The 25,632-nt window shown below is 72.9% G+C and carries 22 protein-coding genes; 18 read left to right on the top strand and 4 right to left on the bottom strand.

The window, feature by feature from the left end:
- Window positions 1-324: 324 nt before the first annotated feature.
- The 8 genes from ppdK (at window position 325) to K4S16_RS44235 (ending at window position 9,577) form a co-directional block, all read left to right on the top strand.
- On the top strand, window positions 325-3,024 hold the full coding sequence (gene ppdK / locus K4S16_RS05095; protein WP_149257575.1) for a pyruvate, phosphate dikinase: 2,700 nt from the start codon (window positions 325-327) through the stop codon (window positions 3,022-3,024).
- A 125-nt stretch (window positions 3,025-3,149) separates the two neighbouring features.
- A complete protein-coding gene (locus K4S16_RS05090; protein WP_149257574.1) occupies window positions 3,150-3,998 on the top strand; it encodes a YdcF family protein in 849 nt (282 codons plus the stop codon).
- A 33-nt stretch (window positions 3,999-4,031) separates the two neighbouring features.
- Window positions 4,032-5,306 (top strand): deoxyguanosinetriphosphate triphosphohydrolase, encoded by a 1,275-nt coding sequence (locus K4S16_RS05085; RefSeq protein ID WP_149257573.1) that lies wholly within the window; start codon window positions 4,032-4,034, stop codon window positions 5,304-5,306.
- Between the two features lie 133 nt (window positions 5,307-5,439).
- Window positions 5,440-6,666, top strand: a complete 1,227-nt coding sequence (locus K4S16_RS05080; protein ID WP_149257572.1) for an NAD(P)/FAD-dependent oxidoreductase — start codon at window positions 5,440-5,442, stop codon at window positions 6,664-6,666.
- Between the two features lie 48 nt (window positions 6,667-6,714).
- A complete protein-coding gene (locus K4S16_RS05075) occupies window positions 6,715-7,884 on the top strand; it encodes an MFS transporter (protein WP_149257571.1) in 1,170 nt (389 codons plus the stop codon).
- Window positions 7,885-7,999: 115 nt separating this feature from the next.
- Window positions 8,000-8,452: a GtrA family protein gene (locus tag K4S16_RS05070; RefSeq protein ID WP_235036632.1), complete on the top strand. Its 453-nt coding sequence runs from the start codon at window positions 8,000-8,002 to the stop codon at window positions 8,450-8,452.
- A 56-nt stretch (window positions 8,453-8,508) separates the two neighbouring features.
- Complete coding sequence (sigJ, locus tag K4S16_RS05065) at window positions 8,509-9,369, top strand: RNA polymerase sigma factor SigJ (RefSeq protein ID WP_235036577.1); 861 nt, start codon at window positions 8,509-8,511, stop codon at window positions 9,367-9,369.
- A gap of 52 nt (window positions 9,370-9,421) precedes the next feature.
- On the top strand, window positions 9,422-9,577 hold the full coding sequence (locus K4S16_RS44235; RefSeq protein ID WP_160160851.1) for a hypothetical protein: 156 nt from the start codon (window positions 9,422-9,424) through the stop codon (window positions 9,575-9,577).
- 49 nt (window positions 9,578-9,626) lie between these two features.
- Here the strand turns inward: K4S16_RS44235 and K4S16_RS05060 are convergent, their stop codons facing one another.
- Window positions 9,627-10,496 carry an LLM class F420-dependent oxidoreductase gene (locus K4S16_RS05060; RefSeq protein ID WP_149257568.1) on the bottom strand — a complete coding sequence of 290 codons (870 nt, stop codon included), beginning with the start codon at window positions 10,494-10,496 and terminating at the stop codon, window positions 9,627-9,629.
- Window positions 10,497-10,621: 125 nt separating this feature from the next.
- Between K4S16_RS05060 and K4S16_RS05055 the strand changes: the two genes are divergently transcribed.
- Window positions 10,622-11,011, top strand: coding sequence for a MerR family transcriptional regulator (locus K4S16_RS05055; protein ID WP_149257567.1), 390 nt, complete (start codon window positions 10,622-10,624; stop codon window positions 11,009-11,011).
- On the opposite strand, the gene K4S16_RS05050 is transcribed toward K4S16_RS05055, so the two are convergent.
- Together K4S16_RS05050 and K4S16_RS05045 are read right to left on the bottom strand one after the other, a co-directional pair.
- The gene (locus K4S16_RS05050; protein ID WP_149257566.1) at window positions 10,963-11,388 is read right to left on the bottom strand and encodes a hypothetical protein; all 426 of its coding nucleotides are present in this window, start codon (window positions 11,386-11,388) and stop codon (window positions 10,963-10,965) included. The two genes, K4S16_RS05055 and K4S16_RS05050, sit on opposite strands and share 49 nt — an antisense overlap.
- Window positions 11,376-11,984 carry a TIGR03086 family metal-binding protein gene (locus K4S16_RS05045; protein ID WP_149257565.1) on the bottom strand — a complete coding sequence of 203 codons (609 nt, stop codon included), beginning with the start codon at window positions 11,982-11,984 and terminating at the stop codon, window positions 11,376-11,378. Before K4S16_RS05045 ends, K4S16_RS05050 begins: the two co-directional genes overlap by 13 nt.
- Before the next feature lie 82 nt (window positions 11,985-12,066).
- Here K4S16_RS05045 and K4S16_RS05040 point away from each other — a divergent pair, with 82 nt between their 5' ends.
- Window positions 12,067-13,500: a PLP-dependent aminotransferase family protein gene (locus tag K4S16_RS05040; RefSeq protein ID WP_149257564.1), complete on the top strand. Its 1,434-nt coding sequence runs from the start codon at window positions 12,067-12,069 to the stop codon at window positions 13,498-13,500.
- Here K4S16_RS05040 and K4S16_RS05035 read toward each other — a convergent pair.
- Window positions 13,497-14,771 (bottom strand): ABC transporter ATP-binding protein, encoded by a 1,275-nt coding sequence (locus K4S16_RS05035; RefSeq protein WP_149257563.1) that lies wholly within the window; start codon window positions 14,769-14,771, stop codon window positions 13,497-13,499. The two genes, K4S16_RS05040 and K4S16_RS05035, sit on opposite strands and share 4 nt — an antisense overlap.
- Window positions 14,772-15,117: 346 nt before the next feature.
- Between K4S16_RS05035 and K4S16_RS05030 the strand changes: the two genes are divergently transcribed.
- From K4S16_RS05030 to efeB, 8 genes are all read left to right on the top strand, one after another.
- Window positions 15,118-16,725: an FAD-dependent oxidoreductase gene (locus K4S16_RS05030; RefSeq protein WP_149257562.1), complete on the top strand. Its 1,608-nt coding sequence runs from the start codon at window positions 15,118-15,120 to the stop codon at window positions 16,723-16,725.
- A 2-nt stretch (window positions 16,726-16,727) separates the two neighbouring features.
- The gene (locus K4S16_RS05025; protein ID WP_235036576.1) at window positions 16,728-17,363 is read left to right on the top strand and encodes a Rid family hydrolase; all 636 of its coding nucleotides are present in this window, start codon (window positions 16,728-16,730) and stop codon (window positions 17,361-17,363) included.
- Between the two features lie 82 nt (window positions 17,364-17,445).
- Entirely contained in the window at window positions 17,446-18,990 is a 1,545-nt protein-coding gene (locus K4S16_RS05020) for a M20/M25/M40 family metallo-hydrolase (RefSeq protein ID WP_149257560.1), read from the top strand.
- Window positions 18,991-19,104: 114 nt separating this feature from the next.
- Window positions 19,105-21,084 carry a DNA primase gene (gene dnaG, locus K4S16_RS05015; RefSeq protein WP_149257559.1) on the top strand — a complete coding sequence of 660 codons (1,980 nt, stop codon included), beginning with the start codon at window positions 19,105-19,107 and terminating at the stop codon, window positions 21,082-21,084.
- Between the two features lie 72 nt (window positions 21,085-21,156).
- Window positions 21,157-22,302, top strand: coding sequence for an RNA polymerase sigma factor RpoD (gene rpoD / locus K4S16_RS05010; protein WP_149258044.1), 1,146 nt, complete (start codon window positions 21,157-21,159; stop codon window positions 22,300-22,302).
- A gap of 182 nt (window positions 22,303-22,484) precedes the next feature.
- Window positions 22,485-22,952, top strand: a complete 468-nt coding sequence (locus tag K4S16_RS05005; RefSeq protein WP_149257558.1) for a YbjQ family protein — start codon at window positions 22,485-22,487, stop codon at window positions 22,950-22,952.
- Window positions 22,953-23,120: 168 nt separating this feature from the next.
- Entirely contained in the window at window positions 23,121-24,254 is a 1,134-nt protein-coding gene (gene efeO / locus K4S16_RS05000; RefSeq protein WP_149257557.1) for an iron uptake system protein EfeO, read from the top strand.
- Between the two features lie 36 nt (window positions 24,255-24,290).
- Window positions 24,291-25,538: an iron uptake transporter deferrochelatase/peroxidase subunit gene (efeB, locus tag K4S16_RS04995; RefSeq protein ID WP_149257556.1), complete on the top strand. Its 1,248-nt coding sequence runs from the start codon at window positions 24,291-24,293 to the stop codon at window positions 25,536-25,538.
- Window positions 25,539-25,632 lie beyond the last annotated feature (94 nt).

Below are 25,632 nucleotides of genomic sequence, written 5' to 3'. Positions count from 1 at the left end.
CGTCACCTCCTTGATTCATCATTCCCTCTCCCGCGCAGTGGGTACGTCATGGGTGCGCGCCGCTCCCGGGGCGGGGGGTGCCCGGGGCGGCGGTTTGTGGCGGTGTGTCCTTGGTCTCCCTATTGGAATAGACCATTATCCGCGGTCTGACCTGCGACAACGCTCCTCGGCGCACCGGGCGCCGAGCAAGTCCCGAGTTCGCGGGTACAGTCCCGGCAAACAGGGCAGCGGACCCGCCGCCCGGGGTGGTGCGACGCCGCGCCGCCCCGCGGGCGCGGGCCCGGAACTGCCACTGGGTGGAACCGGAGCGAGAAGGAGCTCCCCGTGCCGAAGTTCGTGTACGACTTCACTGAGGGAAACAAGGACCTCAAGGACCTCCTGGGGGGCAAGGGCGCCAACCTGGCCGAGATGACCAATCTCGGGCTGCCCGTGCCGCCGGGGTTCACGATCACGACCGAGGCCTGCCGGCACTACCTCGAGCACGGGAGCCTGCCCGAGGGACTGGCGGACGAGGTGAACCGGCACCTGGCCGACCTGGAGTCGGCGATGGGCAAGAAGCTCGGCCAGAGCGACGACCCGCTCCTGGTCAGCGTGCGGTCCGGCGCCAAGTTCAGCATGCCGGGCATGATGGAGACCGTCCTCAACGTCGGGTTGAACGACGAGTCCGTGCACGGCCTCGCCACGCAGGCGGGCGACGAGCGGTTCGCCTGGGACTCCTACCGCCGGCTGATCCAGATGTTCGGCAAGACCGTCCTGGACATCGACGGCGACCTGTTCGAGGACGCCGTCGAGGACGTCAAGCGGGCCCGGGGCAGCGACGACGACGGGGACCTGACCGCCGAGGACTTCAAGGAGCTCGTCGACCGGTTCAAGGTCATCGTACGGGAGAAGGCGGGCCGCGACTTCCCGACCGACCCGCGCGAGCAGATGGACCTGGCCGTCAAGGCGGTGTTCGACTCCTGGAACGCGCCCCGCGCCATCCTCTACCGGCGGCAGGAGCGCATCCCCGTCGACCTCGGCACCGCCGTCAACATCTGCTCGATGGTCTTCGGCAACATGGGCCTGGACTCGGGGACGGGCGTCGCCTTCACCCGCGACCCCGCGTCCGGCCAGCAGGGCATCTACGGCGACTACCTGCAGAACGCCCAGGGCGAGGACGTCGTCGCGGGCATCCGCAACACCGTCCCGCTGAAAGAGCTGGAGCGCATCGACAAGGCGTCCTATGACCGGCTTCTCGAGATCATGGAGACGCTCGAGAACCACTACCGCGACATGTGCGACATCGAGTTCACGATCGAGCGCGGGAAGCTGTGGATGCTGCAGACCCGGGTCGGCAAGCGGACCGCCGGCGCGGCGTTCCGGATCGCCTGCCAGCTGCTCGACCAGGGGCTCATCGACCTGGACGAGGCCGCCCGCCGCGTGACCGGCGACCAGCTCGCCCAGCTCATGTTCCCCCGCTTCACGGCCAAGGTGGACGGGGTCAAGAAGCTCACCAAGGGCATGAACGCCTCCCCGGGCGCGGCCGTCGGCAAGGCGGTGTTCACCTCCGAGCGCGCCGTGGAGCTGGCCGACCGGGGCGAGGACGTGATCCTCGTCCGCCGCGAGACCAACCCCGACGACCTCGCCGGCATGGTCGCCGCCAGGGGCGTCCTGACCTCCCGCGGCGGCAAGACCTCGCACGCCGCCGTCGTCGCCCGCGGCATGGGCAAGACCTGCGTCTGCGGCGCCGAGGAGCTCGACGTCGACGTCAAGGACGGGCACTTCACCGCGCCCGGCGGCGTCACGGTCAGGGAGGGCGACGTCATCTCGATCGACGGGTCGTCCGGCGACGTCTACCTCGGCGAGGTGCCCGTCGAGGACTCGCCCGTCGTCCGCTACTTCGAGGGGCAGCTGACGGCCGAGGACGGCGACGACCTCGTCAAGGCCGTGCACCGCGTCATGGAGCACGCCGACGCGCGGGCCGCGCTGAAGGTCCGCGCGAACTCCGACAACCCGGAGGACTCGGCGCGCGCCCGCCGGTTCGGCGCGGCCGGCATCGGGCTGTGCCGCACCGAGCACATGTTCCTCGGCGACCGGCGGCAGCTCGTCGAGAAGCTCATCCTCGCCGAGGACGTCGACGAGCGGCAGGCCGCGCTGGACGCCCTGGAGCCGCTGCAGAAGAGCGACTTCGAGGGCATCTTCGAGGCCATGGACGGACTGCCCGTCACGATCCGGCTCATCGACCCGCCGCTGCACGAGTTCCTCCCCGACATCACCGAGCTGTCGGTCAGGGTCGCGCTCGCGGGCGACGAAGCGGACGCCAAGGACCGGAGACTGCTCGAGGCAGTCAACCGACTGCACGAGCAGAACCCTATGCTGGGCCTGCGCGGAGTGCGGCTCGGTTTGGTGATTCCCGGCCTGTTCGCCATGCAGGTGCGCGCGATCGCCGAGGCCGCGGCGGACCGCAGGCGGGCGGGCGGCGACCCGCGCCCGGAGATCATGATCCCGCTGGTCGGCGCCGTCCAGGAGCTGGAGGCCGTCCGCGACGAGGCGCGCGGCATCCTGGCGGCGGTCAAGGAGTCGAGCGGGGTGGACGTCCCGGCGCTGATCGGCACGATGATCGAGCTGCCCCGGGCCGCGCTGACCGCCGGGCAGATCGCCGAGGCCGCCGAGTTCTTCTCCTTCGGCACCAACGACCTCACCCAGACGACCTGGGGCTTCTCCCGGGACGACGTCGAGGCGGCGTTCTTCTCCCGCTACCTGGACCTCGGGATCTTCGGGGTGTCGCCGTTCGAGACCCTCGACCGCGAGGGCGTCGGCAGGCTCGTGCGCATCGCCGCCGAGGAGGGCCGCAAGGCGCGTCCCGGCCTCAAGCTCGGCATCTGCGGCGAGCACGGCGGCGACCCCGACTCGGTGCACTTCTGCCACGAGGTGGGCCTCGACTACGTGTCCTGCTCGCCGTTCCGCATCCCCGTCGCCCGGCTGGAGGCGGGCCGCGCGGCCATCGAGGCCGCGGACGCCTCCGGCGGCAGCGACAGCCGCTGACGTCCCCCCGGCGGCCGGCCACCGCGCCTCCGGCACGGCCGCCGGGACCGATGTGGGACGGATGACACGCCGTCCTGGCGAACCTCGGGCGCGTGCCGCACCATCTCACTAACGTGTCCGATGCGATGACGGTGGAAGCGGAGTTGCCGGAGTTCAGGCCGGAAGACGACGAGGCGGACGGGCCCGACGAGCGGGCGGGCGGGCCGCGGCGGAGCCGTGGGCGCGGCAGGTGGCGCCGGTCGCCCTGGTTCAGGGTGCCCGCCGGCGTTCTCATCGGGCTGCTGGCGGTCGCGGTGCTGACGCCCCTCACGGTCGGGGCGCGGATCTGGTACCAGGCCCGCCAGGACGAGCGGCCCCGCTCCGACGCGATCATCGTGCTGGGCGCCGCGCAGTACAACGGGGTGCCGTCCCCGACGCTGAAATGGCGGCTCCAGCACGCCCTGGAGCTGTACCGCGCCGGCGTCGCGCCGGCCATCGTGACGGTCGGCGGCAAGGCGCCCGGCGACAACTACACCGAGGCCGGCGCCGGCCGCAGCTGGCTGATCGGCAAGGGCGGGGTGCCCGCCTCCAAGGTCTTCGCGGTGCCGGTCGGGCGCGACACGCTGGAGAGCATGAAGGCCGTCGGCAAGGAGTTCGACCGGCACCACTGGTCCTCGGGCGTGATCGTCACCGACCCGTGGCACGGGCTGCGCTCCAAGAAGATGGCCGAGGACAGCGGGATCAAGGCCGCCGCGTCGCCGACCCGCAGCGGCCCGAGCGTGCAGACCCGCGACACCCAGTTCCACTACATCGTCCGCGAGACCGGCGGGTACCTGTCCTACGTGCTGCTGGGCAAGAGCGTCCAGGTGCCGGACGAGACCATCAAGCGGATCCACATCGACCCGTCCGGGACGCCCTCCTCGTCGCAGGCCCCGCCCTCCTCGGCGGGCCCCTCCGCGTCGTCGGCCCCTTCCTCCTCGCCGCCGGGCCGCTGAGGCCCCCGGCCGCCCTTTACCCTGGATAGGGACATGACGATCAACACGACCCCGGGCTACGACGCCCGCGCCAGGGAGCGCTGGGCGCCCGAGCCCCCCAAGCGCCGCGACCGCACGGCGTTCGAACGCGACCGGGCCCGCGTCCTGCACAGCGCCGCGCTGCGCCGGCTGGCCGCCAAGACGCAGGTGGCCTCGCCCGGCGCCGACGCCGCGGCCGACACGGTGCAGAGCCTGCGCACCCGCCTCACCCACTCCCTGGAGTGCGCGCAGGTCGGCCGCGAGCTGGGCAAGTCCCTCGGCTGCGACCCCGACCTGGTGGAGACGGCCTGCCTGTCCCACGACATCGGGCACCCGCCGTTCGGCCACAACGGCGAGTACGCGCTCGACATCGTCGCGCGCGACTGCGGCGGGTTCGAGGGCAACGCGCAGAGCCTGCGCGTGCTGACCAGGCTGGAGCCCAAGTCGTTCGCGGCGGACGGCCCGCCCCTGCACGGCCGCAGCGTCGGCCTCAACCTGACCCGCGCCGCGCTGGACGCCGCGATGAAGTACCCGTGGTCGCAGGCCGAGGCGGTGAACGGCAAGTTCGGCGTCTACGACGACGACGCGGACGTGGCGCGCTGGGTGCGCGACGGCGCCGAGCCGGGCCGCACCTGCTTCGAGGCCCAGGTCATGGACTGGAGCGACGACGTCGCCTACTCCGTCCACGACCTGGAGGACGCGCTGGTCGCCGGGCACGTCGACTTCGTCCGGCTCGCCGACCCCGGCGAGCGCCGGCTCGTCGCCGCCACGGCCGCCAAGCTGTACTGCCCCGACGCCGGCCAGGCCGAGCTGGAGGAGCGCTTCGCCGCGCTGCTCGCCGAGCCGTACTGGCCCGACCGCTACGACGGCACGCCCCGCAGCCTCGCCGCCCTCAAGAACCTGACCAGCACGCTGATCGGGCGGTTCTGCCTGGCCGCCGAGGCCGCCACGCGCGCGGCCTACGGCGACCGCCCGCTCACCCGCTACGCCGCCGAGCTGATCGTCCCGCGCGCGCAGCGGTTGGAGAACGCCCTGCTCAAGGGCATCACGGCGCACTACGTGTGGATCAGCCACGAGGAGGTCAGGGCCCGCCAGCGGACGCTGATCACCGAGCTGGCGGAGATGATGCTCGCGGGCGCCCCGGACACGCTCGACCCGGGCTTCCGCGACGCGTTCGTGGACGCCGGCGACGACGCGGCCCGGCTGCGCGCCGTGATCGACCAGATCGCCTCGCTGACCGACCTGTCGGCGATGGCCCGCCACCGCATGCTGGGCGGACGCGGGTACTGACCCCGGGGCCGCGGGTGCGGCGGCCGGCCGGGGGCCACGGGGAGGAATCCGCCCCGACGCGCCAGACGATGCCCCTTGTCTCGTTACAGAGGCCACTGTAGGGATAGCTACAGGTCAACTACAGGAGGTCGCCATGCCCGAGGAGACGTTCGTCATCGCCGGCGCCGGCCTGGCCGGGGCCAAGGCGGCGGAGACGCTCCGGGAGGAGGGCTTCTCGGGCAGGGTGCTGCTGGTCGGCGAGGAGATCGAGCGGCCGTACGAGCGGCCCCCGCTGTCCAAGGGGTACCTGCTGGACAAGGAGCCCCGGGAGAAGGCCCACGTCCACGAGGCCGACTGGTACGACAAGCACGACGTGGAGCTGCGGACGGGCACGTCCGTCGCGTCCATCGACCGGGGCGCGCACCAGGTGCGGCTGTCCACTGGGGAGCCGGTGTCCTACGACAGGCTGCTGCTGGCGACGGGCGCCTCCCCGCGGCGGCTGGACGTGCCGGGGTCCAAGCTCCAGGGCATCCACTACCTGCGGACGATGGCCGACTCGGCGGCGCTGAAACAGGCGCTGGCGCCCGGCGGCCGCCGGGTCGTGGTGGCCGGGGCGGGCTGGATCGGGCTGGAGACGGCGGCGGCCGCCCGCGCGCACGGCAACGAGGTGACGGTCATCGAGCCCGAGCCGGTGCCGCTGCACGCCGCGATGGGGCCCGAGCTCGGCGGCATGTTCGCCGACCTGCACCGCGAGCACGGCGCCGTCCTGCGGATGGACGAGGGCGTGGCCGGGTTCTGGGGCGCCGGGCAGGTGTCGGCCGTGGTGACCTCCGGCGGCGCCGAGGTGCCCGCGGACGTCGTGGTCGTCGGCATCGGCGTGCGGCCCAACAGCGGGCTCGCGGAGCGGGCCGGGCTGGAGGTGTCCGACGGGATCCTGGTCGACCAGTCGCTGCGCACGTCCGACCCGGACATCTACGCGGCCGGGGACGTCGCCAACGCCTACAACCCGCTGCTCGGCCGCCGGATCCGCGTGGAGCACTGGGCGAACGCGCTGAACGGCGGGCCCGCCGCGGCCCGGGCGATGCTCGGCCGGGACGTCGTCTACGACCGGGTGCCGTACTTCTTCAGCGACCAGTACGACCTCGGCATGGAGATGTCGGGCGTCGCGGCGCCGGGGGAGTACGACGAGGTCGTGTACCGCGGGGACGTCCCGGGGCGGGAGTTCGTCGCGTTCTGGCTGTCGGAGGGCCGGGTCGTCGCCGGCATGAACGTCAACGTGTGGGACGTCACCGGGGACGTCCAGGCGCTGATCCGCTCCGGTCGCCCGGTGGACGCCGCCCGGCTCGCCGACCCGGGGGTGCCGCTCGCGGAACTGGCGTGACGCGGCCGGGCCCCGGCCCGGTCGCGTAAGCCACGTACAGTCTGCCGAGTGGTCACCGAGAAGATCGCGGTGCCGGCCCGCGCGCGCCTCGCGGTGACGCTGGCGTTCGCCGCGCACGGCCTGCTCGGCGCCGCCTGGGTCGCCCGCATCCCCCAGATCAAGGAGCATCTCGGGCTGAGCGAGGGCACGATGGGCGTGGCGCTGCTCGGCGCGCCCGTGGGCGTCGTCGCGGCCGTCCGGTTCGCGGGGCGCGTCATCGGCCGGTGGGGCAGCCGCGCGACGACGGTCGCCGCCGGGGTCGCCGGGGCGCTGTCGCTGGTCCCCCTCGGCCTCGCCTGGAACCTCGGCGCGCTGGTCCTCTCGCTCCTCCTGCTGGGCGCGTCGCTCGGCCTGATGGACGTGGGGATGAACGCCCAGGGCGTCGCCGTCGAGCGCGGCTACGGGCGCCCGCTGATGTCCGGGCTGCACGGCTCCTACAGCATCGGGACGCTGCTGGCGGCGCTGGCCGGGGCGGCGGCCGCGCACGCGGGCGTCCCCGTCCCGCTGCACCTGGCGGCCGCGGCGGCCGTGCTGATCGCCGTGCTGGCCTCCGGCTGCCGGGGCCTGCTGGACCGCTCCGCCGACGAGCCGCCCGAGCCGCACGAGGACGCCGCCGCCTCCGCGCGGTCCCCGCGCCTGCCGCTGATCATGCTCGGCGTGATCGGGCTGTGCTCGTTCGTCGGCGAGGGCGCCATGGCCGACTGGAGCGCGATCTACCTGCGGGAGGGCCTCGGCACCGGCCCCGGCGTGGCCGGGCTCGGCTACGCCGGGTGCGCGGTGGCGATGACCGTGGGGCGGCTCACCGGAGACCAGGTCGTCGCGCGCTTCGGGCCCGTCCCGGTGCTGCGGGGCGGGTCGCTGGTGGCCGCGCTGGGGCTCGGCCTCGGGCTCGCCGCGGGCGACCCGACGGCGGCGGTGGCCGGATTCACGCTGTTCGGCCTCGGCGTCGCGGTCGTGGCGCCCGTCACCTTCAGCGCGGCCGGCAACATCCCCGGCGTCCCGGCCGCGACCGGGATCTCCCGGGTCACCGGGGTCGGGTACCTGGGCCTGCTCGGCGGCCCGCCCGTCATCGGGTTCGTCGCCCAGGGCGTGGGCCTGGCATGGGCGCTGGCCGTGCCCGTCGCGCTGGTCGGGCTGATCGTCCTGCTCGCCCCGGCCGCGGTGACGGCCGAGCGGTGACCCTGCCGTTTCCGGCGGGACGCCGACGGCGCGACGGTAACGGTGGGTCACGGATCTTTGGGGTTACGACCTTCGTATATGTCCTACTCAGGTAAGGTCTGGGCGAGTGAGCACCATGCAGCGGTCGCGACCGGCGAAAACGGTCCCGCCCGCCCCGGCGTTCCGGACATTCCTGAGCGAGCTGCTCAGCTTCGGTTTCGTGGGATGCCTCGGCACGCTGATCATGATCTTCGGCGCCAACCTGATGCGCGCGTGGCTCGGCGGCAGCCCGGTCACGAGCGTCGTCGTGCCGACCGTGGTGTCCACCCTGTCCTCCTACCTGCTCAACCGGTTCTGGACGTTCCGGCACCGCGACAGCGACGGCTCCGGCCGGGAGGTCGCGATCTTCTTCGCGCTGAACGGCGTCGGGCTGCTGATCCAGGTGCTGTGCACCGGCTTCACCTACTACACCCTCGGCCTGCACGGCGGGATCGCCTACAACCTGGGGCTCCTCGCGGGGGTCGGCCTCGGCTCGGCGTTCCGCTACTGGTCGTACAAGAAGTGGGTCTTCACTCCCGCGGCGGCATGAAACCGCGGCCTCGCGAGTTGTCTCCCACGGAAGCCAAGCCGAAGCACGGAGCGGGCGTGAGCCGACTCGACGAGGAATGGGCCGAGCACAGGCCCGCGGTGTTCGGCGCCGCGTACCGGATCACCGGGAGCGTCGCGGACGCCGAGGACATCACCCAGGACGTGTGGCTGCGCGCCTCCGCGCACGAGCCGCTGGACGACGTCCGCGACCTGCGCGCCTGGCTGGTCACGGTGGCGGCGCGCCGCGCCTACGACGTGCTCGGGTCCGCCCACGCGCGGCGCGTCGACTACGTCGGGCCGTGGCTGCCCGAGCCGCTGCTCACCGGACCGGACGCCGCCGAGCCGGTGCTCGTGGACGAGACGGCCGGCACCGCGATGCTCGTGGTGATGGAGGAGCTGTCGCCGCCGGAGCGCGTCGCGTTCGTCCTGCACCAGGCGTTCGAAGTGCCCTACGAGCAGATCGCCGGGGTGCTCGGCAGGTCGGCCGCCGCGTGCCGGCAGCTCGCCTCCCGCGCCCGGCGCAAGATCGCCGCGGCGCTGCCGGCACGCCCGGCCCCGGCGCCGGAGCGGGACAGGGTGCTGGAGGCCTTCCGGTCCGCCTACGAGCGCGGCGACGAGGCCGCGCTGCTGGCCCTGCTGGACCCGGACGCCACCTACACCACCGACGGCGGCGGGCACGTCTTCGCCGCCCGCAAGGTCATCGCCGGGGCGGGCCGGGTGGCGACCGCCCTGCTGCGCGTCGGCGCGCGCAACGCGTTCCGGCTGGAGTTCGCGGAGGTCAACGGCCGCCGCGAGCTGCTGGTGCGGCGGGAGGGCCGGCTGGCCGCGGTCGACACCGTGGAGGTCGCGGACGGCCGCATCACCGCCGTCCGCCGGGTCCTCAACCCCCGCAAGCTCGCGTCCCTGCGCGGAGTCTGAGTCGCCGCTCTACAGCGACGCCGAGCGCGCGGCGCTCGGCTACACCGAGGCCGTGACGCGGCGCGAGCCGGTGAGCGACGAGCTGTGGGAGACGCTCCGCAAGCACTACCCGGAGCGCGAGCTCGGCGACCTCGCCGGGCTGGTCTCGCTGATCAACGCGCTGAACCTGTTCGGCGTCCCGCTGCACCTGCGGCCGCCGCTCGACTGAGCCGGCCGTCCCGCGCGCCGCTCCGCACCGCGGCGCGCGGGACGGGGGCTCAGCGGCCCGCCGGGACGATCTTCTCGGTCTGGGCGAGGGCCTCGGCGAGGATGCCCGGGAGGTCCTGCCCGGTGCCCTGGGAGAAGATCACGTGGTCGATGCCGCGCTCGGCGAGCCGTCCGACGGTGTCGACGGCGGCGCCGACCGAGGGCGTGCCGGTGAAGAAGGTCAGGGCCGTCTTCTCGATCTCGGTGTGGTCGCGGCCCTCGCGCTCGCAGTGCTCCCGCAGGACGTCCAGCTTGCGGGGCAGTTCGTCGCCGTCGAAGATGTTGCACGCGTCGGCGTACTTCGCCACGAACCGCAGCGTCTTCTTCTCGCCGCCGCCCCCGATGAGGATCGGGGGGTGCGGGCGCCGCAGCGCGGGCGGGGAGTTGATCGGGCGCTCCAGCGTGTAGTGCCCGCCCTCGAACGCCGACTCGTCGCCCTCCCACATCCGGTGGGCGATGCGCAGCGTGTCCTCCAGCCGCTCGAACCGCTCGGCGGTCGGCGGGAAGGGGACGCCGAGGCCGCGCGACTCCTCGTCGTTCCAGGCCGCGCCGATGCCGAGCCACGCGCGCCCGCCCGACAGGACGTCCAGCGTGGTCACGGTCTTGACCAGGATGCCGGGATGCCGGTAGGTGACCCCGGTGACCATCGTCCCGAGCGTGATCCGCTCGGTCAGGGCCGCCGCGTACGCGAGCGCGGAGTAGGCCTCCAGCATGGGGTCCTCCGGCGGGCCCACCATCTCGATCTGGAAGAAGTGGTCCATCACCCAGAGCGAGTGCAGCCCGCCCTGGTCGGCCTCGCGGGCGACGCGGCCGAACGTCGGGCCGATCTGCTCGGGCCCTCCGGGGAAGGTGAAGCTCGGAACCTGCAGTCCAATGCGCATGGCAGTCCTTCGCGTGCTTCGCGGTGTGCGTCTCCTTCCACTCTGCGACCTGGAGCGCGCTCCAGGTCAAATCACGCCCGCCGGACGTTGACCTGGAGTGCGCTCCAGGTGCGATCCTGGGACGCGTGAGCTCCTACTCTCCAGGCGAGACCGCCGAGAAGAGCGGTTTCAGCATCGACACGTTGCGTTACTACGAGAAGATCGGGCTGCTGTCCGGCATCGCGCGGAACGCGTCGGGACGGCGCGTGTTCACCGACGACGACCTGCAGTGGCTCTGGATGCTGCGCTGCCTGCGCGGCACCGGGATGCCGATAGCCGAGATGCTGCGCTACTCCGAGCTGGCCCGCGGCGGCGCCGAGACCGTCCAGGAGCGGCTCGAACTGCTCCAGGCACACGACCGCCGGGTCGAGGAGCAGATCGCCACGCTGCGCGCGCAGCAGGAGCAGATCAAGATGAAGATCGGCTTCTACCGCGAGGCGTCGACGATCTGCGGCGCGGCGCCCTCCTCGAACTGAGCGAGGACGCGCTCCGCGCGCGCCCACGTCTCCGCTGGCTCGAAGGCTTCCGTCTGCCAGGTGCCGGCGCGGATCGTCCCGCGCCGCCGGAACCCGCGCATGACGGCGACATGCGGCGGCCAGGCGACGAAGCCGCGCAGCGCGGCCTCGTCCGTCCACACCGAGACGGAGCCGCACCTGCGCCGGCGGAGGTCGGTCCACAGCCACAGGCCGACGGCGCCCTCCAGTTCCGGCCACGACCGGCGCAGCGCCATCCCCGCGCGGAAGGCTCTCGCCAGGTCGAGCGGACGCGCGCAGGTGAAGTCGGTGACGCTGACGAGGACCGGGCCGGTCGCCCGGACCGGCCCGGCGCGCCACGCCGTCCTCAGCAGCGCCATGAGGGGTCCCGGCCGAGGAGGGCGAGCAGGCGGTCCCGCGGCTCCGCGCCGTCCGAGGAGGGGACGGACGGGGCGAACGAGTCGCCGGGGCCCCGGCCCTCCTCGGGGACGATCGCGGCGACCCTGAGGGACGCCTCCACGAGTTCGCCGGACGGCTCCCAGGCGGCGCCGATCGAGGCGGCGACGTCCCAGGCGTGCACGACCAGGTCGACGAAGTGGAAGCTGATGGCCAGCGAGGCGGGGAAGGCGCCGCCGTCGCGGATCTCGGGAAGGGACAGCTCGGCGTCGAGGGCCACACCGGCGAAGGCGTCCGCCACGAGGCTGGCGGACGCCCGCGCGGCCGCGTAGGGGTCGTCGCCGAGGTCGCCGCCGCGCCACTCCGACAGCCGCGCGCCGCCGCCCCGGGCGGCGGCCGCGAAGCCCTCGTCCTGGCTCACCTGGTGGCGCAGCAGGCCGTGCAGCGTCCAGTCGGGGCAGGGCGTCGGAAGGCGCAGCGCGTCCGGCTCCACCTGCGCGACGACGGACAGGTAGAGATCGGCCGCCTTCCGGTCGAGCGGCCGGAAGTCGGTCGTGAGCAGTTCGGTCAACAGGTCCATGCGGCCACGCTAGGGACCCGTAGAGGCCCAGGTACAGGTCCAAAATTGCGCCGAATGACTGAGCCGATTTAGAGTCGGCGCCGTGGATCTCCACGTGAGCCTGGTGGGGCGCCGCGACCTTGCGGGCCAGATCTACGCCCAGCTGCGCGCCGCGATCCTGGACGGCCGGCTGCGCGCCGGGGAGGCGCTGCCGCCCACGCGGGAGCTGGCGCGGCGCCTGTCGATCTCCCGCAACACGGTCGGCGTCGCCTACGACCGCCTCGCCGCCGAGGGGTTCCTGACGAGCCGGGTGGGCGCGGGGACGTTCGTCCGGGAGACCGGGTCCGCCGCGCGCGGCGCGCCCGCCGCGTCGCCGCTGCGGCCGCGCGGCGTGTGGAACGGGGTGTCCGCCTGGCCCCCGCCGATGCCCGGCGTCCGGTGGGACTTCCGCGCCGGCCTGCCCGACGTGCGGCTGTTCCCCTACGAGGCGTGGCGGCGGATCATGTCGGGGCTGCTGCGGCCGTCGGCGCTGGCCGACCCGGCCTCGGCGGGCGACCCGGCCGGGCTGCCCGCGCTGCGGGAGGCCGTCGCGAGGCACGTGGGAGTCTCGCGGTCGGTGCGGGCCAGCGGGGCCGACGTCGTCGTCACCTCCGGCGTCCAGCAGGCCCTCGACCTGATCGTCCGGGTGCTGCTCGAACCGGGCGACGTGGTGGCGGTGGAGGACCCCGGGTACCCGCCCGTGCGGATGCTCCTCACCGCGGCCGGGATGCGGGTGCGCGGGGTGCCGGTCGACGCCGAGGGCCTGCGGGTGGACGCGCTGCCCGGCGAGGCGCGGGCCGTCTACGTCACCCCGTCGCACCAGTTCCCGCTGGGCATGCCGATGTCGCTGCCGCGCCGCAGGGCGCTGCTCGACTGGGCGCGGCGCCGGGACGTGGTGGTCGTGGAGGACGACTACGACACCGAGTACCGGTACGGCGGGCGGCCCGTCGAGCCGCTGCAGAGCCTCGACGAGGACGGCCGCGTCCTCTACACGGGGACCTTCTCCAAGATCATGCGGCCGGTGCTGCGGCTGGGGTTCCTGGTGGCGCCGCCGTCACTGCACCACGCGTTCCGGATGGCGCGCTACGTCTCGTCCTGGCACGCCGAGCTGCCCGCCCAGGCCGCGCTCGCCCGGTTCATCGACGAGGGGCTGCTCGCCCGCCACATCCGCAGGTCGCGCCGCGAGTACCGGGCGCGGCACGAGCGCGTCGCCGAACTGGTCGCCGGGCTGCCGGGGGAGCGGCTGGAGCTCGTCCCGTCCGAGGCGGGGCTGCATCTGAGCGCCGCGTTCCGGGACGGCACCGACGACGCCGCCGCGGCCGCGCGGGCGCTCGGCGCGGGCGTCGGGCTGTTCGCGCTGTCGGAGTTCGCCGTGACCGGGCCGCCGGTCGCGGGCCTGGTCTTCGGCTACGGCGCCGTGACGCCGCCCGAGATCGACGAGGGGATGCGCCGGCTCGCCGCGGTCCTGGCCCGGCCGGCGGCGGACCGGCCCGGCTAGCGCTGGACGGGCGTGATGCGCCGGCCGTCCGCGCCGAAGAACAGGACCCGGTCGAGGTCGACCGCCAGCGCGACGCGGTCGCCCCGGTTCGGCCGCCCGCCGGGCGCGATGCGGAAGACGAGGTCGGAGCGCCGGTGGTGGCCCGCGTGCTCCTCGTGCGGCTCCTCCTCCTCGGCCGGCCGCCCGAACAGCGACCGCACCCGGTCGCGCAGCGCGGGCCGCTCCGCCGCGAGGACCTGCGGCCGCGCGGGGCGCCCGACCTCGTTCGCGTCGACCGTGGGGATGCCCGCCTCGGCGTAGGCGAGCCATTCGTGCCCGTGGAACTCCAGCGCGCGGACCTGGCCGGACAGGACGGTCCCGGGCGCCGCGGGCGAGCCCGGGGCGATCGGCATCATCGTGTCGGGGCGGATCCCGACGATCACGGGCCGGCCGTGGTGGCTGATGAGCGCGGACGCCCGCGGGTCGTCCCACGGCAGGGTCAGCCGCTGCGGCCCGAGGTCGAGCACCAGCCCCTCGCCCTCGACGGCCCAGAGGGTGGCCTGGAGCAGGTTGATCGGCGGGGAGCTGAGGAACGCGGCCACGAACACGGTGCCCGGGTCCTCGTAGATCTGCTCGGGGGTGCCGACGTCCTCCAGGACGCCGTCGCGCAGCACCGCCATCCGGTCGGCCATCGTCATGGCCTCGACCTGGTCGTGCGTGACGTAGACGGTGGTGGTGCCGCTCGAGCGGACCAGCGCGGCGATCTCGACGCGCAGCTCCGTGCGCAGCCCCGCGTCCAGGCTCGACAGCGGCTCGTCCATGAGGAACAGCGACGGCTCGCGGATCAGCGCCCGCCCGATCGCGGCCCGCTGCCGCTGCCCGCCGGACAGCGTGCGCGGCAGCCGGTCGATCATCGTGTTGATGCCGAGCGCGCGCGCCAGCTCGACGACCTTCGCCGACGCCTCGGCGCGGTCGTCCCCCGACACCTCCAGCGGGAACATCATGTTCCCCTTGACCGTGCGGTGCGGGTAGAGCGCGCCCTCCTGGAACACCATTGCCACGTTCCGTTCGCGCGGCGCCAGGTCGTTGGCGACGGTGCCGTTGAGCCAGAGGTCCCCCGCGGTGATCTCCTCCAGTCCGGCGATCATGCGCAGGATGGTCGACTTGCCGCACCCGGACGGTCCCAGCAGGACGAACAGCTCCCCGTCGTTGATGCGCAGGCGCACGTTCCTGACGGCCACCTGGCCGCCGGGATAAACCTTGTCGACGCCGTCCAGCACAACATCCGTCATCGGGTCCGCCTGGGGGTGGGCAAATCTTCGGTGCGCCATCTCATCGCGGGGCGGTCCGCATTGTCCAGAGTGAATCCGGGGTTACCAGCCGTTAACCCGGCCGAGTTCGGCCACTGGATCGTATATTCCGGGCATCAAAGGATGTATCCGGCTCCGACCGGATTGGCGCATGCCCGCGGACGGGGACGCCCGCCGGCCGCCCCTGCCGCCCCGCCTCGCCCGTGAGGGTTGCGAAACCGGTTGATCACCGGAGCGCCCGGCCGGCAACACGGCTCTTACAGAACGCGGCGCCGCCCGAAATGGAACGCTCCCAGACTTCCCGGACGAGAGATCTTGGAGGTGTTCCTTGGCGGATACGGCAGAGCCGACGAGTGTCAGCAGACGTGGTTTCCTCACCCGGGTCGGGGCCACCGGCGGGGCGGGCGCGATGTTCGCCACCATGGGCGCGCTGGGCCTGGCCCCGAGCGCGGAGGCGCGCACCCGCGTCCCGTTCCAGCCCCCGCGGGAGTCGGACTTCCGGCTGCGCGGCCGTGCGGCCGCGAAGATCGTGGTGCTCGGCGCGGGCGTCGCCGGGCTGGCCACCGCGTACGAACTGGGCAAGGCCGGCTACCGGGTCACCGTGCTCGAGGCGCAGGACCGGGTGGGCGGGCGCAACCGCACGCTCCGCGGCGGCGACCGCCTCACCGAGACGGGCGGCGAGACCCAGCGGGTCGGGTTCGGCGACGGCACGTACATGAACGCGGGCCCGGCGCGCATCGCGCAGTGGATGACGACCATGGACTACTGCCGGGAACTGGGCGTCCCGCTGGAGGTCTTCACCAACGCGAACGCCCAGGCCTACCTCTTCAACGAGTCGGCCGGGATGACGTCCCCCGTGCGGTGGCGCACCGCGAAGGCCGACGTCTACGGGTACATCTCCGAACTGCTCGCCAAGGCCACCGACCAGGGCGCCCTCAACGAGCGGCTCACCTCGACCGACAGGGAGAGGCTGCTGTCGTTCCTGTCGGGCTTCGGCGCCATCGGGGCCAAGACCGACGGGTACGCGTACAAGGGCACCGACCGGCGCGGCTTCACCGTCGACCCCGGGGCGGGCGACGTCGAGGGGACGGTCCTCGGCCCTCCGCCCTCGCTGTCGGACGTCCTGGCCAGCGGCGTGGGCCGCTACTTCTCCTTCGAGTTCGGCTACAGCCAGGCGATGCTGATGTTCCAGCCCGTCGGAGGCATGGACGCCATCCCGCGCGCGCTGGCCAAGGCCGTCGGGAAGGACCGGATCCGCACCGGCGCCAAGGTCACCCAGATCACGAACCTCGCTCAGGGCGTGCGGATCCAGTACGAGGCGGACGGACGCACCCGCGTCCTGGAGGCGGACTACTGCATAGCCACCCTGCCGCCGCAGGTGCTCGCGAGGATCCCGCACAACCTGGGTGCGGCGGTCCAGGCCGCGCTGGGCACGCCCGTCCCGGTCTCCACCGGCAAGATCGGACTGGAGTACCGGAACCGCTGGTGGGAGACCGAGGAGAAGATCTACGGCGGCATCACGAACACCGACCTGGACCTGTCCACCATCTGGTACCCCTCGTACGGCTACCACGGCCGCTCCGGCCTGCTCGTCGGCTACTACAACTTCGGTGCGCAGGCCGACACCTACGCGCGGATGGGGCACGCCGGACGGCTCGCCCGCGCCCTCGACCAGGGGGCGAAGATCCACGGCGACCGCTACCGGAAGGGCATCGCGGCGTCCGCGTCCATCGCCTGGATCCGGCAGCCGCACATCGAGGGCGGCTGGGTGAGCTGGCCGTCCCTCGGCGCCGAGTACAAGCTCCTCAACCAGCCGCAGGGGAACGTCTACTACGCCGGCGACTGGCTCAGCCATGAGATCGCCTGGCAGCACGGCTCGTTCGAGTCCGCGCGCAAGGTCGTGACCGAACTCCACCAGCGCGTCCTGAAGGGATGACCGTGCTGAGAAGCAGAATCCTCGTCGGCGGACTCGCCACCGCCGCGTTCGTCGGAGTCGCGGGGGCCGCGTCCGCCGCGCCCCAGGGCTTCGTGAAGCCGCCTCGCCCCAACGAGGTGCGTCCCGCGCTCCCCGCCGGGCAGAACAACCCGGCCATCGCCGACGGCGTCGCCGTCGGAGGGCGCGTAGCGACCTACACGGCCAGCGGCCTCGGCCCCAAGGAGGTCGACCCCTCCGCCCCGCCGGGCAGCCCCGAGCGCTACAGCGAGTACCCGGCGCCGCCGCCCGGCGTCACCATCACCGAGGCCCAGTCGCTCAACGTCCTCAAGCAGATCACCGCCAACCTCAGGGCCCAGGGCCTCACCCTCCGGGACGTGATCTCCATGCGGGCCTACCTCGCCAACGCCCCCGGCGCCGCCGCGGCGGACTTCGCCGGCTGGAACCGCGCCTACCGGCAGTACTTCGCCAACACCGACCTCTCCACCGGCGCGCCCGTGAACGTCCCGCTCGGCACCGCACCGCCCGCCCCTCCCATGTACGTCAATCCCGCGCGGCCGTCACGGGTGACACTGGAGATCGAGAACCTCCCCGTGTCAGGCTGGCTAGTCGAGGTGGAGGTCGTGGCCGCGTTCCGTTAGCGCGGCTCCGTCCGTCCAAGGTCCGGGAGCGTTCTGCGGCCCCCGCCGGGCGCTCCCGTCCGTCGAAGGAGGAGCTCCCCCCATGTCCGACTCCCCAGCCTCCGTCACCCGCCGAACCTTCCTGCACCGCACGGGTGCGGGCGCCGTCCTGCTCGCGGGCGGCGTCCTCGCGGGCGGCACCGCCGCCGCGGCGCCCGGCGGCCGGTCCGTCCTCGCCGGCCCCGCGCGCCGGCCCGCGCCCGCCGACCTCGACCCGCTGGCCCTGCTGAAGAAGATGCTGTCGTTCGACACCCAGAACTTCGGGGAGGGAGGCGTCACCCGCCCCTACGCCGAGATGCTCAAGGCGGTCTGGGAGTCCGCGGGCGTCCCCGCGGAGATCATCCCCACGCCGAAGAAGGACAACGTGCATCTCATCGCCCGGATCAAGGGCACCACGGCGGCGCCCCCGCTGCTCCTGCTCGGCCATTCCGACGTCGTGCCGGTGGAACGTGACAAGTGGTCGGTCGACCCGTTCGCCGGCGTCGTGAAGGACGGCGAGGTCTACGGGCGCGGGGCCCTGGACATGAAGGGCGCCAACTCCGCGAACATCGCCGCCCTGCTGCGGCACGTGAACGAGGGCGCGAGGTTCGACCGCGACATCATCGTCCTCACCGACTGCGACGAGGAGGCCGGGCAGTACGGCTCCCACTGGCTCGCCGAGCACCACTGGGACAAGATCAACGCCGGCATGGTGCTCACCGAGGGCGGCTGGTTCCTGGCCCAGAAGGACCGCAGGACGCCGATGCTCATCACGGTGACGCGCCAGGACAAGGTCTACTTCAACCTCGACCTCGTCGCGGACGGCACCGCCACCCACTCCTCCAAGCCCAACCCCGACTCGGCCATCGCCAAGCTCTCCCGCGCCGTCACCGACATCGACACCTGGCTCGCGCCCGTCGCGCTCACCCCGGTCACCCGGGAGTACTTCGGCGCGCTGGCGAAGGCCACCGACGACCGCCCGTTCGAACGGGCGCTGCGGCTGCTGCTGTCCGCGCGCTCCCAGCAGGCCCGCGAACGGGCGGCCGCGCTCGTCGTCAAGCGCAGCTCCTACCCGTGGCTGCACCAGGCCCTCCTGCGCACGACGCACGCGTTCGTGATCGAGGACGCGGGCTACAAGGAGAACGTCATCCCGTCCAAGGCCACGCTGCGCCTCAACTGCCGGGGCGTGCCCGGCGGCCAGCGGCCCCGCGACTTCCTGGCCGCGATCCGGCGGCGCCTCGCCGACCGGGACGTCGCCGTCAGGCTCGCGGGCAACCCGGGGGAGTCGGAGGAGGACGCCCTCAAGCGGCTGGACCAGACCTGGGCCAAGCCTCCGTCCAGCCTTGACTCCCCGCTGTTCAAGGCGATCGGGGACGCCGCCGCCGCGACCTACCCGGACGCCGTCTTCTCGCCCGCCCTGTTCGAGGCCGGGACGAGCCTGTCGCCGTGGACGTCGAAGGGCGTCCCCGGTTACGGCGTCTACCCCTACGTCGTCGACAACGACCAGCTGATCGGAATGCACGGCAACGACGAGCGCATCACCGTCGACGCCCTCAGGCAGGGCACGGAGTTCATGTACAGGCTCTTCGGCCGCTTCCGGGTGGGCTGACCTGGCGCGCCCCCGTCCCACCGCGGCACCGTCCCGCCGCGGGACGGGGGCGCACCCATGCCGGTCGCGGCGCGATGCCCTCGATGTCACGGGGCGGCCGTAGACTCCATGGTCGTGGCAGGCCGGATTCGCAATGAGGACATCGCGCTCGTTCGCGAGCGCTCGTCCATCGCCGACGTCATCGGCGAGTACCTGCAGCTGCGCAGCGCGGGCGGCGGCAACCTCAAGGGCCTCTGCCCGTTCCATGACGAGAAGTCCCCCTCGTTCAACGTGACGCCCTCGCGCGGGCTGTACTTCTGCTTCGGCTGCGAGGCGGGCGGCGACGTCATCAAGTTCGTCCAGGAGATCGAGCACCTCACGTTCACCGAGTCGGTGGAGCGGCTCGCCGCCCAGGCCGGCATCCAGCTGCGCTACGAGGAGGGCGGCGGGCGCGGCCCCCGCCAGGACTCCGGGCAGCGCGCCCGGCTGGTCGAGGCGCACCGGGCGGCCGCCGAGTACTACGCCGAGCAGCTGGCCTCCGCCGCCGGCGCGCCCGGCCGCGCGTTCCTGTCCGAGCGGGGCTTCGAGGCCGCCGACGCCGAGCACTTCGGCGTCGGGTTCGCGCCCCGCGAGTGGGAGGGGCTGGTCCGGCACCTGCGCGGGCGCGGCTTCGCCGACCGCGACATCGTCGCCGGCGGCCTGGCCAAGGAGGGGCGGCGCGGCCCGATGGACCGGTTCCGCGGCCGGCTGATGTGGCCGATCCGCGACCTGTCCGGCGACGTCATCGGGTTCGGCGCCCGGCGCCTCTTCGAGGACGACGACGGGCCCAAGTACCTGAACACCCCCGAGTCGCCGCTCTTCCACAAGAGCTCGGTGCTGTACGGGGCCGACCTCGCGAAGAAGGAGATCGCGCGGCGGCGGCAGGCCGTGGTGGTCGAGGGCTACACCGACGTGATGGCCTGCCACCTGGCGGGCGTCCCGACGGCCATCGCCACCTGCGGCACGGCGTTCGGCGACGAGCACATCAAGGTGCTGCGCCGCCTGCTGATGGACCAGGACGAGTTCCGCGGTGAGGTGATCTTCACCTTCGACGGCGACGCGGCCGGGCGCAAGGCGGCGCTGCGCGCGTTCGACGACGAGCAGAAGTTCGTCTCGCAGACGTTCGTCGCCGTCCAGCCGGACGGCCTCGACCCGTGCGACCTGCGCATCCGGCACGGCGACGCGGCGGTGCGCGACCTCGTGGCGTCCCGGCTGCCGCTGTTCGAGTTCGCGGTGCGCAGCGCGATCGAGCAGCACGACCTCGACACGGTCGAGGGGCGGCTCAGCGCCCTGGACGCGGCCGCCCCGGTCGTCGCCGCGATCAAGGACCGCTCCCGCCGCCACATGTACGCGGTCAACCTCGACCGCTGGCTCGGCATCATGGACGAGCAGTTCGTGCTGCGGCGCGTCCGCGAGCTGGCCAACCGCGCGCACGGCCGCGCCCAGGCGGGCAACGGCCGCGGCCGCCCCGGCGGCGACCGGGGCCAGAACGGCAACGGCCGCGGGCAGGACGGCGGCGGCCGGGCGAACGGCTCCGCCGCGGAGAACGGGCGCAACGGCGACGCGGAGGCCCGGGCGCCGCGGCGGCCCGCCTTCGACCCCTCCGATCCCGAGGTCCAGCGCGAGCGCGAGCTGCTGAAACTGGCGGTCCAGCGCCCGGCGCTGCTCGGCCCGGCGTTCGACGAGGTCCCGGTGGAGGCGTTCATCGCGCCCCCGCACGCGGCCGTGCGGGCGGTGCTCGCCGAGGCGGGCGGCGTCACGGCCGCCGGGAACGTCGCCGAGTGGGTCGCGCTGCTGCTGGAGCGGGCGCCGAACGACCAGGTCAGAGATCTGGTGACCAAGCTCGGAGTGGAGCCCGTACGGTCCGCGCAGGAATCGGATGACCGATATGCCGCGGAATTGCTGGCCCGAATTCAGGAACGCCAGCTCACGCGCATGATCGCGAGCGTGAAATCTAAACTCGGGCGGCTGAATCCGGTCGAGGCGGCCGAGGAGTACAACCGGCTCTTCGGTGATCTTGTCGCGCTTGAGCAGCAGAGACGGGTGTTGCGGGAGCGAGGGCTTGGGTCCCAGTAGGCGGCCGGCCCGCGAAAATGGGTCCTGTGATCTAGGCCCCATTTGACGCAGACTGTCTGCGTGGGCCCTTCGGTGCTGCCAAGCGAGGCGCCATCGGTTGATCAGGTGGCGGACCTCGTCGCACGCGGCAGAGAACGCGGCGGTGTGACCGTCGAGGACGTCGCTGCCGCGCTCGATCGCTCGGACTTGCCGGACGACTCCCTGGAGCGGGTCGTCCGGATGCTCGCAGAGCAGGGGGTGGAGGTCCTCGAGTCTCAGCAGGAGACCGAGGACGTCACGCGAGCGGATGAGGGAGACCTCGGCAAGCGGGCGCCGACGAGCGACCTGGTTCGCATCTACCTGAGAGAGATCGGTCGCGTACCGCTGCTCACGGCAGAAGATGAGGTAGAACTCGCGAAATCGATCGAGGCGGGACTCTTCGCCGAGGAGAAGATGGCGCGCACCGCCGTCCTCACCCGCGGCGAACTGCTCGACCTCGAACTGCTCTCCCGCGAGGGTGCGCGGGCGAAGCAACGGCTGATCGAGGCCAATCTGCGGCTGGTCGTCTCGATCGCCAAACGGTACGTCGGCAGGGGAATGCTGTTCCTCGACCTGATCCAGGAGGGAAATCTCGGACTGATCCGCGCGGTCGAGAAGTTCGACTACACCAAGGGGTTCAAGTTCTCGACCTACGCCACCTGGTGGATCCGGCAGGCGATCACCCGGGCGATCGCCGACCAGGCCCGGACGATCCGCATCCCGGTCCACATGGTGGAGACGATCAACAAGCTGGTCCGCGTGCAGCGCCAGATGCACCAGGACCTCGGCCGGGAGCCGACCCCCGAGGAGATCGGCCTGGAGATGGGCCTGTCGCCCGTCCGGGTCGTGGAGATCCAGCGGATCGCGCAGGAGCCGGTGTCGCTGCAGTCGCCGATCGGCGAGGAGGACTCCGACCTCGGCGACTTCATCGAGGACGCCGACGCCGTCGTGCCGATGGAGGCCGCGGCGTTCATCCTCCTGCAGGACCAGCTGGAGGACATCCTCGGCACGCTGTCGGAGCGGGAGCAGCGCATCATCCAGCTGCGCTTCGGCCTGGCCGACGGCCACCCGCGCACCCTGGAGGAGGTCGGGCGCGAGTTCGGCGTGACGCGCGAGCGGATCCGCCAGATCGAGTCCAAGACGCTGGCGAAGCTGAGGCACCCGTCCCGGGCGCAGATGCTCCGCGAGTACCTGGACTGAGGCGCCGGCCCGCGAGGGCGACGGAGCGCCGGCCGTCCTCCCGGCCTGTCCGCCGGGAGGACGGCCGCATGCCCGGCCCGTGCCGCCGGGCGCCGGTGGTGCGGTGTCATGCGGTGCGGCGCGGTGCGTGAAAACCGGCTTCACGTCGCATTTCGTCCGGACAGTGTCCTACCGTGGTGACCATGCTGATCGTGACGACTGATGGCGTGGCCGGGTACGAGATCAGGAGCGTGCTCGGAGAGGTCCTGGGGACGGCCGTCCAAGCCGATCAGGGCGGGGTCCACCAGCCCGGACAGGGCGGGAGCAGCGCGACGTTCCGCGTGACGGGGGAGCAGCCGGGCGCCAGTCTGGCCGCGGCGCGCCGGGAGGCGGTGGACCGGCTCGGCGAGGAGGCCCGCCGCAAGGGCGCCAACACGGTGGTCGGCATGCGGTTCGACACCGCCGTGCTGGGCGGCGGCATCGAGGTGTGCGCGTACGGGACGGCCGTCTGGGCGGAGCCGGCCGCGCAGCAGCGCGAGCAGGCGCCCCAGTACCAGCAGCAGCCGCAGCAGCACCCGGGGCATCTGCCTCCCTACGGCGACCCGCAGGCCGGCGGCCCGCCGATGGCCGCGCGCAACCTCACGATGGGCCTCCACGACCGCCCGCGCTAAGGCCGCGACCGGATCCGCACCGACATCGCACCGAGATCGCGGGGAGGTCGCACCAGGTCGAACGGCGTGGGATGACTCACTGTCTCCCGGCCCCCTTGACGTGCTGAGGTTAGCTTTCGCTAACTTAGGAAAGCCTAACCATGTGTTGCACGTCTTCTGGAGAGCCTGATGCGTCCTGTGTCCGTCCTCGCGCTCGCCGGCGCCGCCGCGGTGTCGATGTCCCTTCTGACGGCGTGCGGCGGTGACGGGGACGAGGCGGGCGCGTCGGGCGCCGTCCCCGTGACGGCCACCGACGACACCTGCGAGGTCGCCAAGACCGACCTCCCCGCGGGCCGGACCACCTTCAAGGTCGCCAACAAGGGCTCGAAGGTCAACGAGTTCGAGGTGCTCAAGCCGGACGGCAAGATCCTCGCCGAGCGGGAGAACATCGGCCCCGGCACCACCGTCGACTTCGTCGTGAACCTGCCCGCCGGCCGGTACAAGCTGCTCTGCAGCGCCGGGCAGACCGGCAAGGGCCCGTCCGAGGAGGTCACGGTCACCGGCGGGTCCGCGGGCGGGGCGGACGCGCGCCTCGACAAGGCCGCGGCCGACTACAAGGCCTTCGTCATCGCCCAGACCGACGACACGATCGCCAAGACCAGGAAGTTCGTGGACGCGGTGAAGGCCGGCGACGTCGAGAAGGCCAAGGAGCTGTACGCGCCGTCCCGCGTCGGCTGGGAGACGATCGAGCCCGTCGCCGAGAAGTTCGGCGACCTCGACCCCAAGGTCGACGCGCGCGAGGCCGACCTCAAGCCGGAGGAGAAGAAGGACTGGTCCGGCTGGCACCTGCTGGAGAAGGCCCTCTGGAAGGACGGCTCCGTCAAGGGCAAGGAGAAGTACGGCGACCAGCTCCTGAAGGACCTCGACACGCTGAAGTCGCGGCTGCCCGGCCTCACCCTCGACCCGGTCAACGACATGGCGGGCGGCGCCAAGGAGCTGCTGGACGAGGTCGCCACCGGCAAGGTCACCGGCGAGGAGGAGGCGTTCAGCCACACCGACCTCGTCGACTTCAAGGCCAACGTGGACGGCGCCAAGAAGATCCACGAGCTGCTCAAGCCGGTCGTCCAGGAGCGGGACGCGCAGCTCGCGAAGGACCTCGACGACAACTTCGCCGCCGTCGAGGCGCTGCTGAAGAAGCACGAGAAGGGCGACGGCTACGTCTCCTACGACAAGGTCGGCGAGGACGAGCGCAAGGAGCTGGCCGACGCGGTGAACGCGCTGGGCGAGCCCCTGTCCAGGCTCGCCGCGGCCGTCGCGAAGTGATCCGGAAGTGAGCGGGACGAGAGGAGCCGTGGCGCCATGACGGGCGAGGGGACGCAGGAGCGGCCGGGCATGTCCCGGCGGCGGATGCTCGGGTTCTCGGGTGCGAGCCTGCTCGCCGGGGCCGCCGCGGGGGCCGGCGTCGACCGGGTCGCCGCCGCGCAGGAGGACGACCGCGCGGCCGCCGCGATCCCGTTCCACGGCGCGCACCAGGCGGGCATCGCCACCCCCGTGCAGGACCGGCTGCACTTCGCGGCGTTCGACGTGACGACGGGCGACCGCGACCGGCTCGTGCGGATGCTGAAGGAGTGGACGGCCGCGGCCGCCGCCATGACCGCGGGCAGGCCGGTCGGCGACGGCGCGGTCGGCGGCCCCGCGGTCGCGCCGCCCGACGACACCGGCGAGGCGCTCGGGCTGCCGCCGTCCCGGCTCACGCTGACGATCGGCTTCGGCCCCTCGCTGTTCGAGAAGGACGGCAAGGACCGCTTCGGCATCAGGGCGCGCCGCCCCGCCGCCCTCGTCGACCTGCCGCACTTCCCCGGCGACAACCTCGACCCGAACCGCAGCGGCGGCGACATCGCCGTGCAGGCCTGCGCCGACGACCCGCAGGTGGCGGTGCACGCCGTCCGCAACCTGGCCCGCATCGGGTTCGGGGTGGCCGCGATCCGCTGGTCCCAGCTCGGGTTCGGCAAGACGTCCTCGACGACGCCGGACGCGCAGACCCCGCGCAACCTGTTCGGCTTCAAGGACGGCACCGAGAACATCGCCGGGACCCAGGGCGACCTTCTCGACCGGCACGTGTGGGCGACCGGGAGCGACGGCTCCGACTGGATGGCGGGCGGCTGCTACCTCGTCGCCCGCCGCATCCGGATGCACATCGAGACCTGGGACCGCACGTCGCTGCGCGAGCAGGAGGACATCTTCGGGCGGGACAAGGGCGAGGGGGCGCCCGCCGGGCTGAAGAAGGAGCGCGACAAGCCCGACCTCGCCCGCATGAAGCCGGACGCGCACGTCCGGCTCGCGCATCCCGACTCCAACCAGGGGACGCGCATCCTGCGGCGCGGCTACTCGTTCACCGACGGGTCGGACGGACTCGGGCGGCTGGACGCGGGCCTGTTCTTCATCGCGTTCCAGCGCGACCCGCGGACGGGCTTCATCCGCGTCCAGAACTCCTTGGCCACCGACGCGCTGAACGAGTACATCCAGCACGTGGGGTCGGGCGTCTACGCGTGCCCGCCGGGTGTGCGCAAGGGCGGCTACTGGGGCGACACCCTCTTCGGCAAGTAGGGCCTGACGAGCGCGCGCCGCCGGCCGGGACGCCCCGGCCGGCGCCGCGGAACGCAGCAGGCCGTTCCGGTGCCCCGCGTCCGGCGGGGCCGCC

Origin of the sequence: Actinomadura sp. K4S16 (assembly GCF_008327685.1) — a bacterium.
Lineage (GTDB): Bacteria > Actinomycetota > Actinomycetes > Streptosporangiales > Streptosporangiaceae > Spirillospora.
Note: the sequence above shows the minus strand (reverse complement) of the source record. Positions and strands in the feature narration are given on the sequence as shown.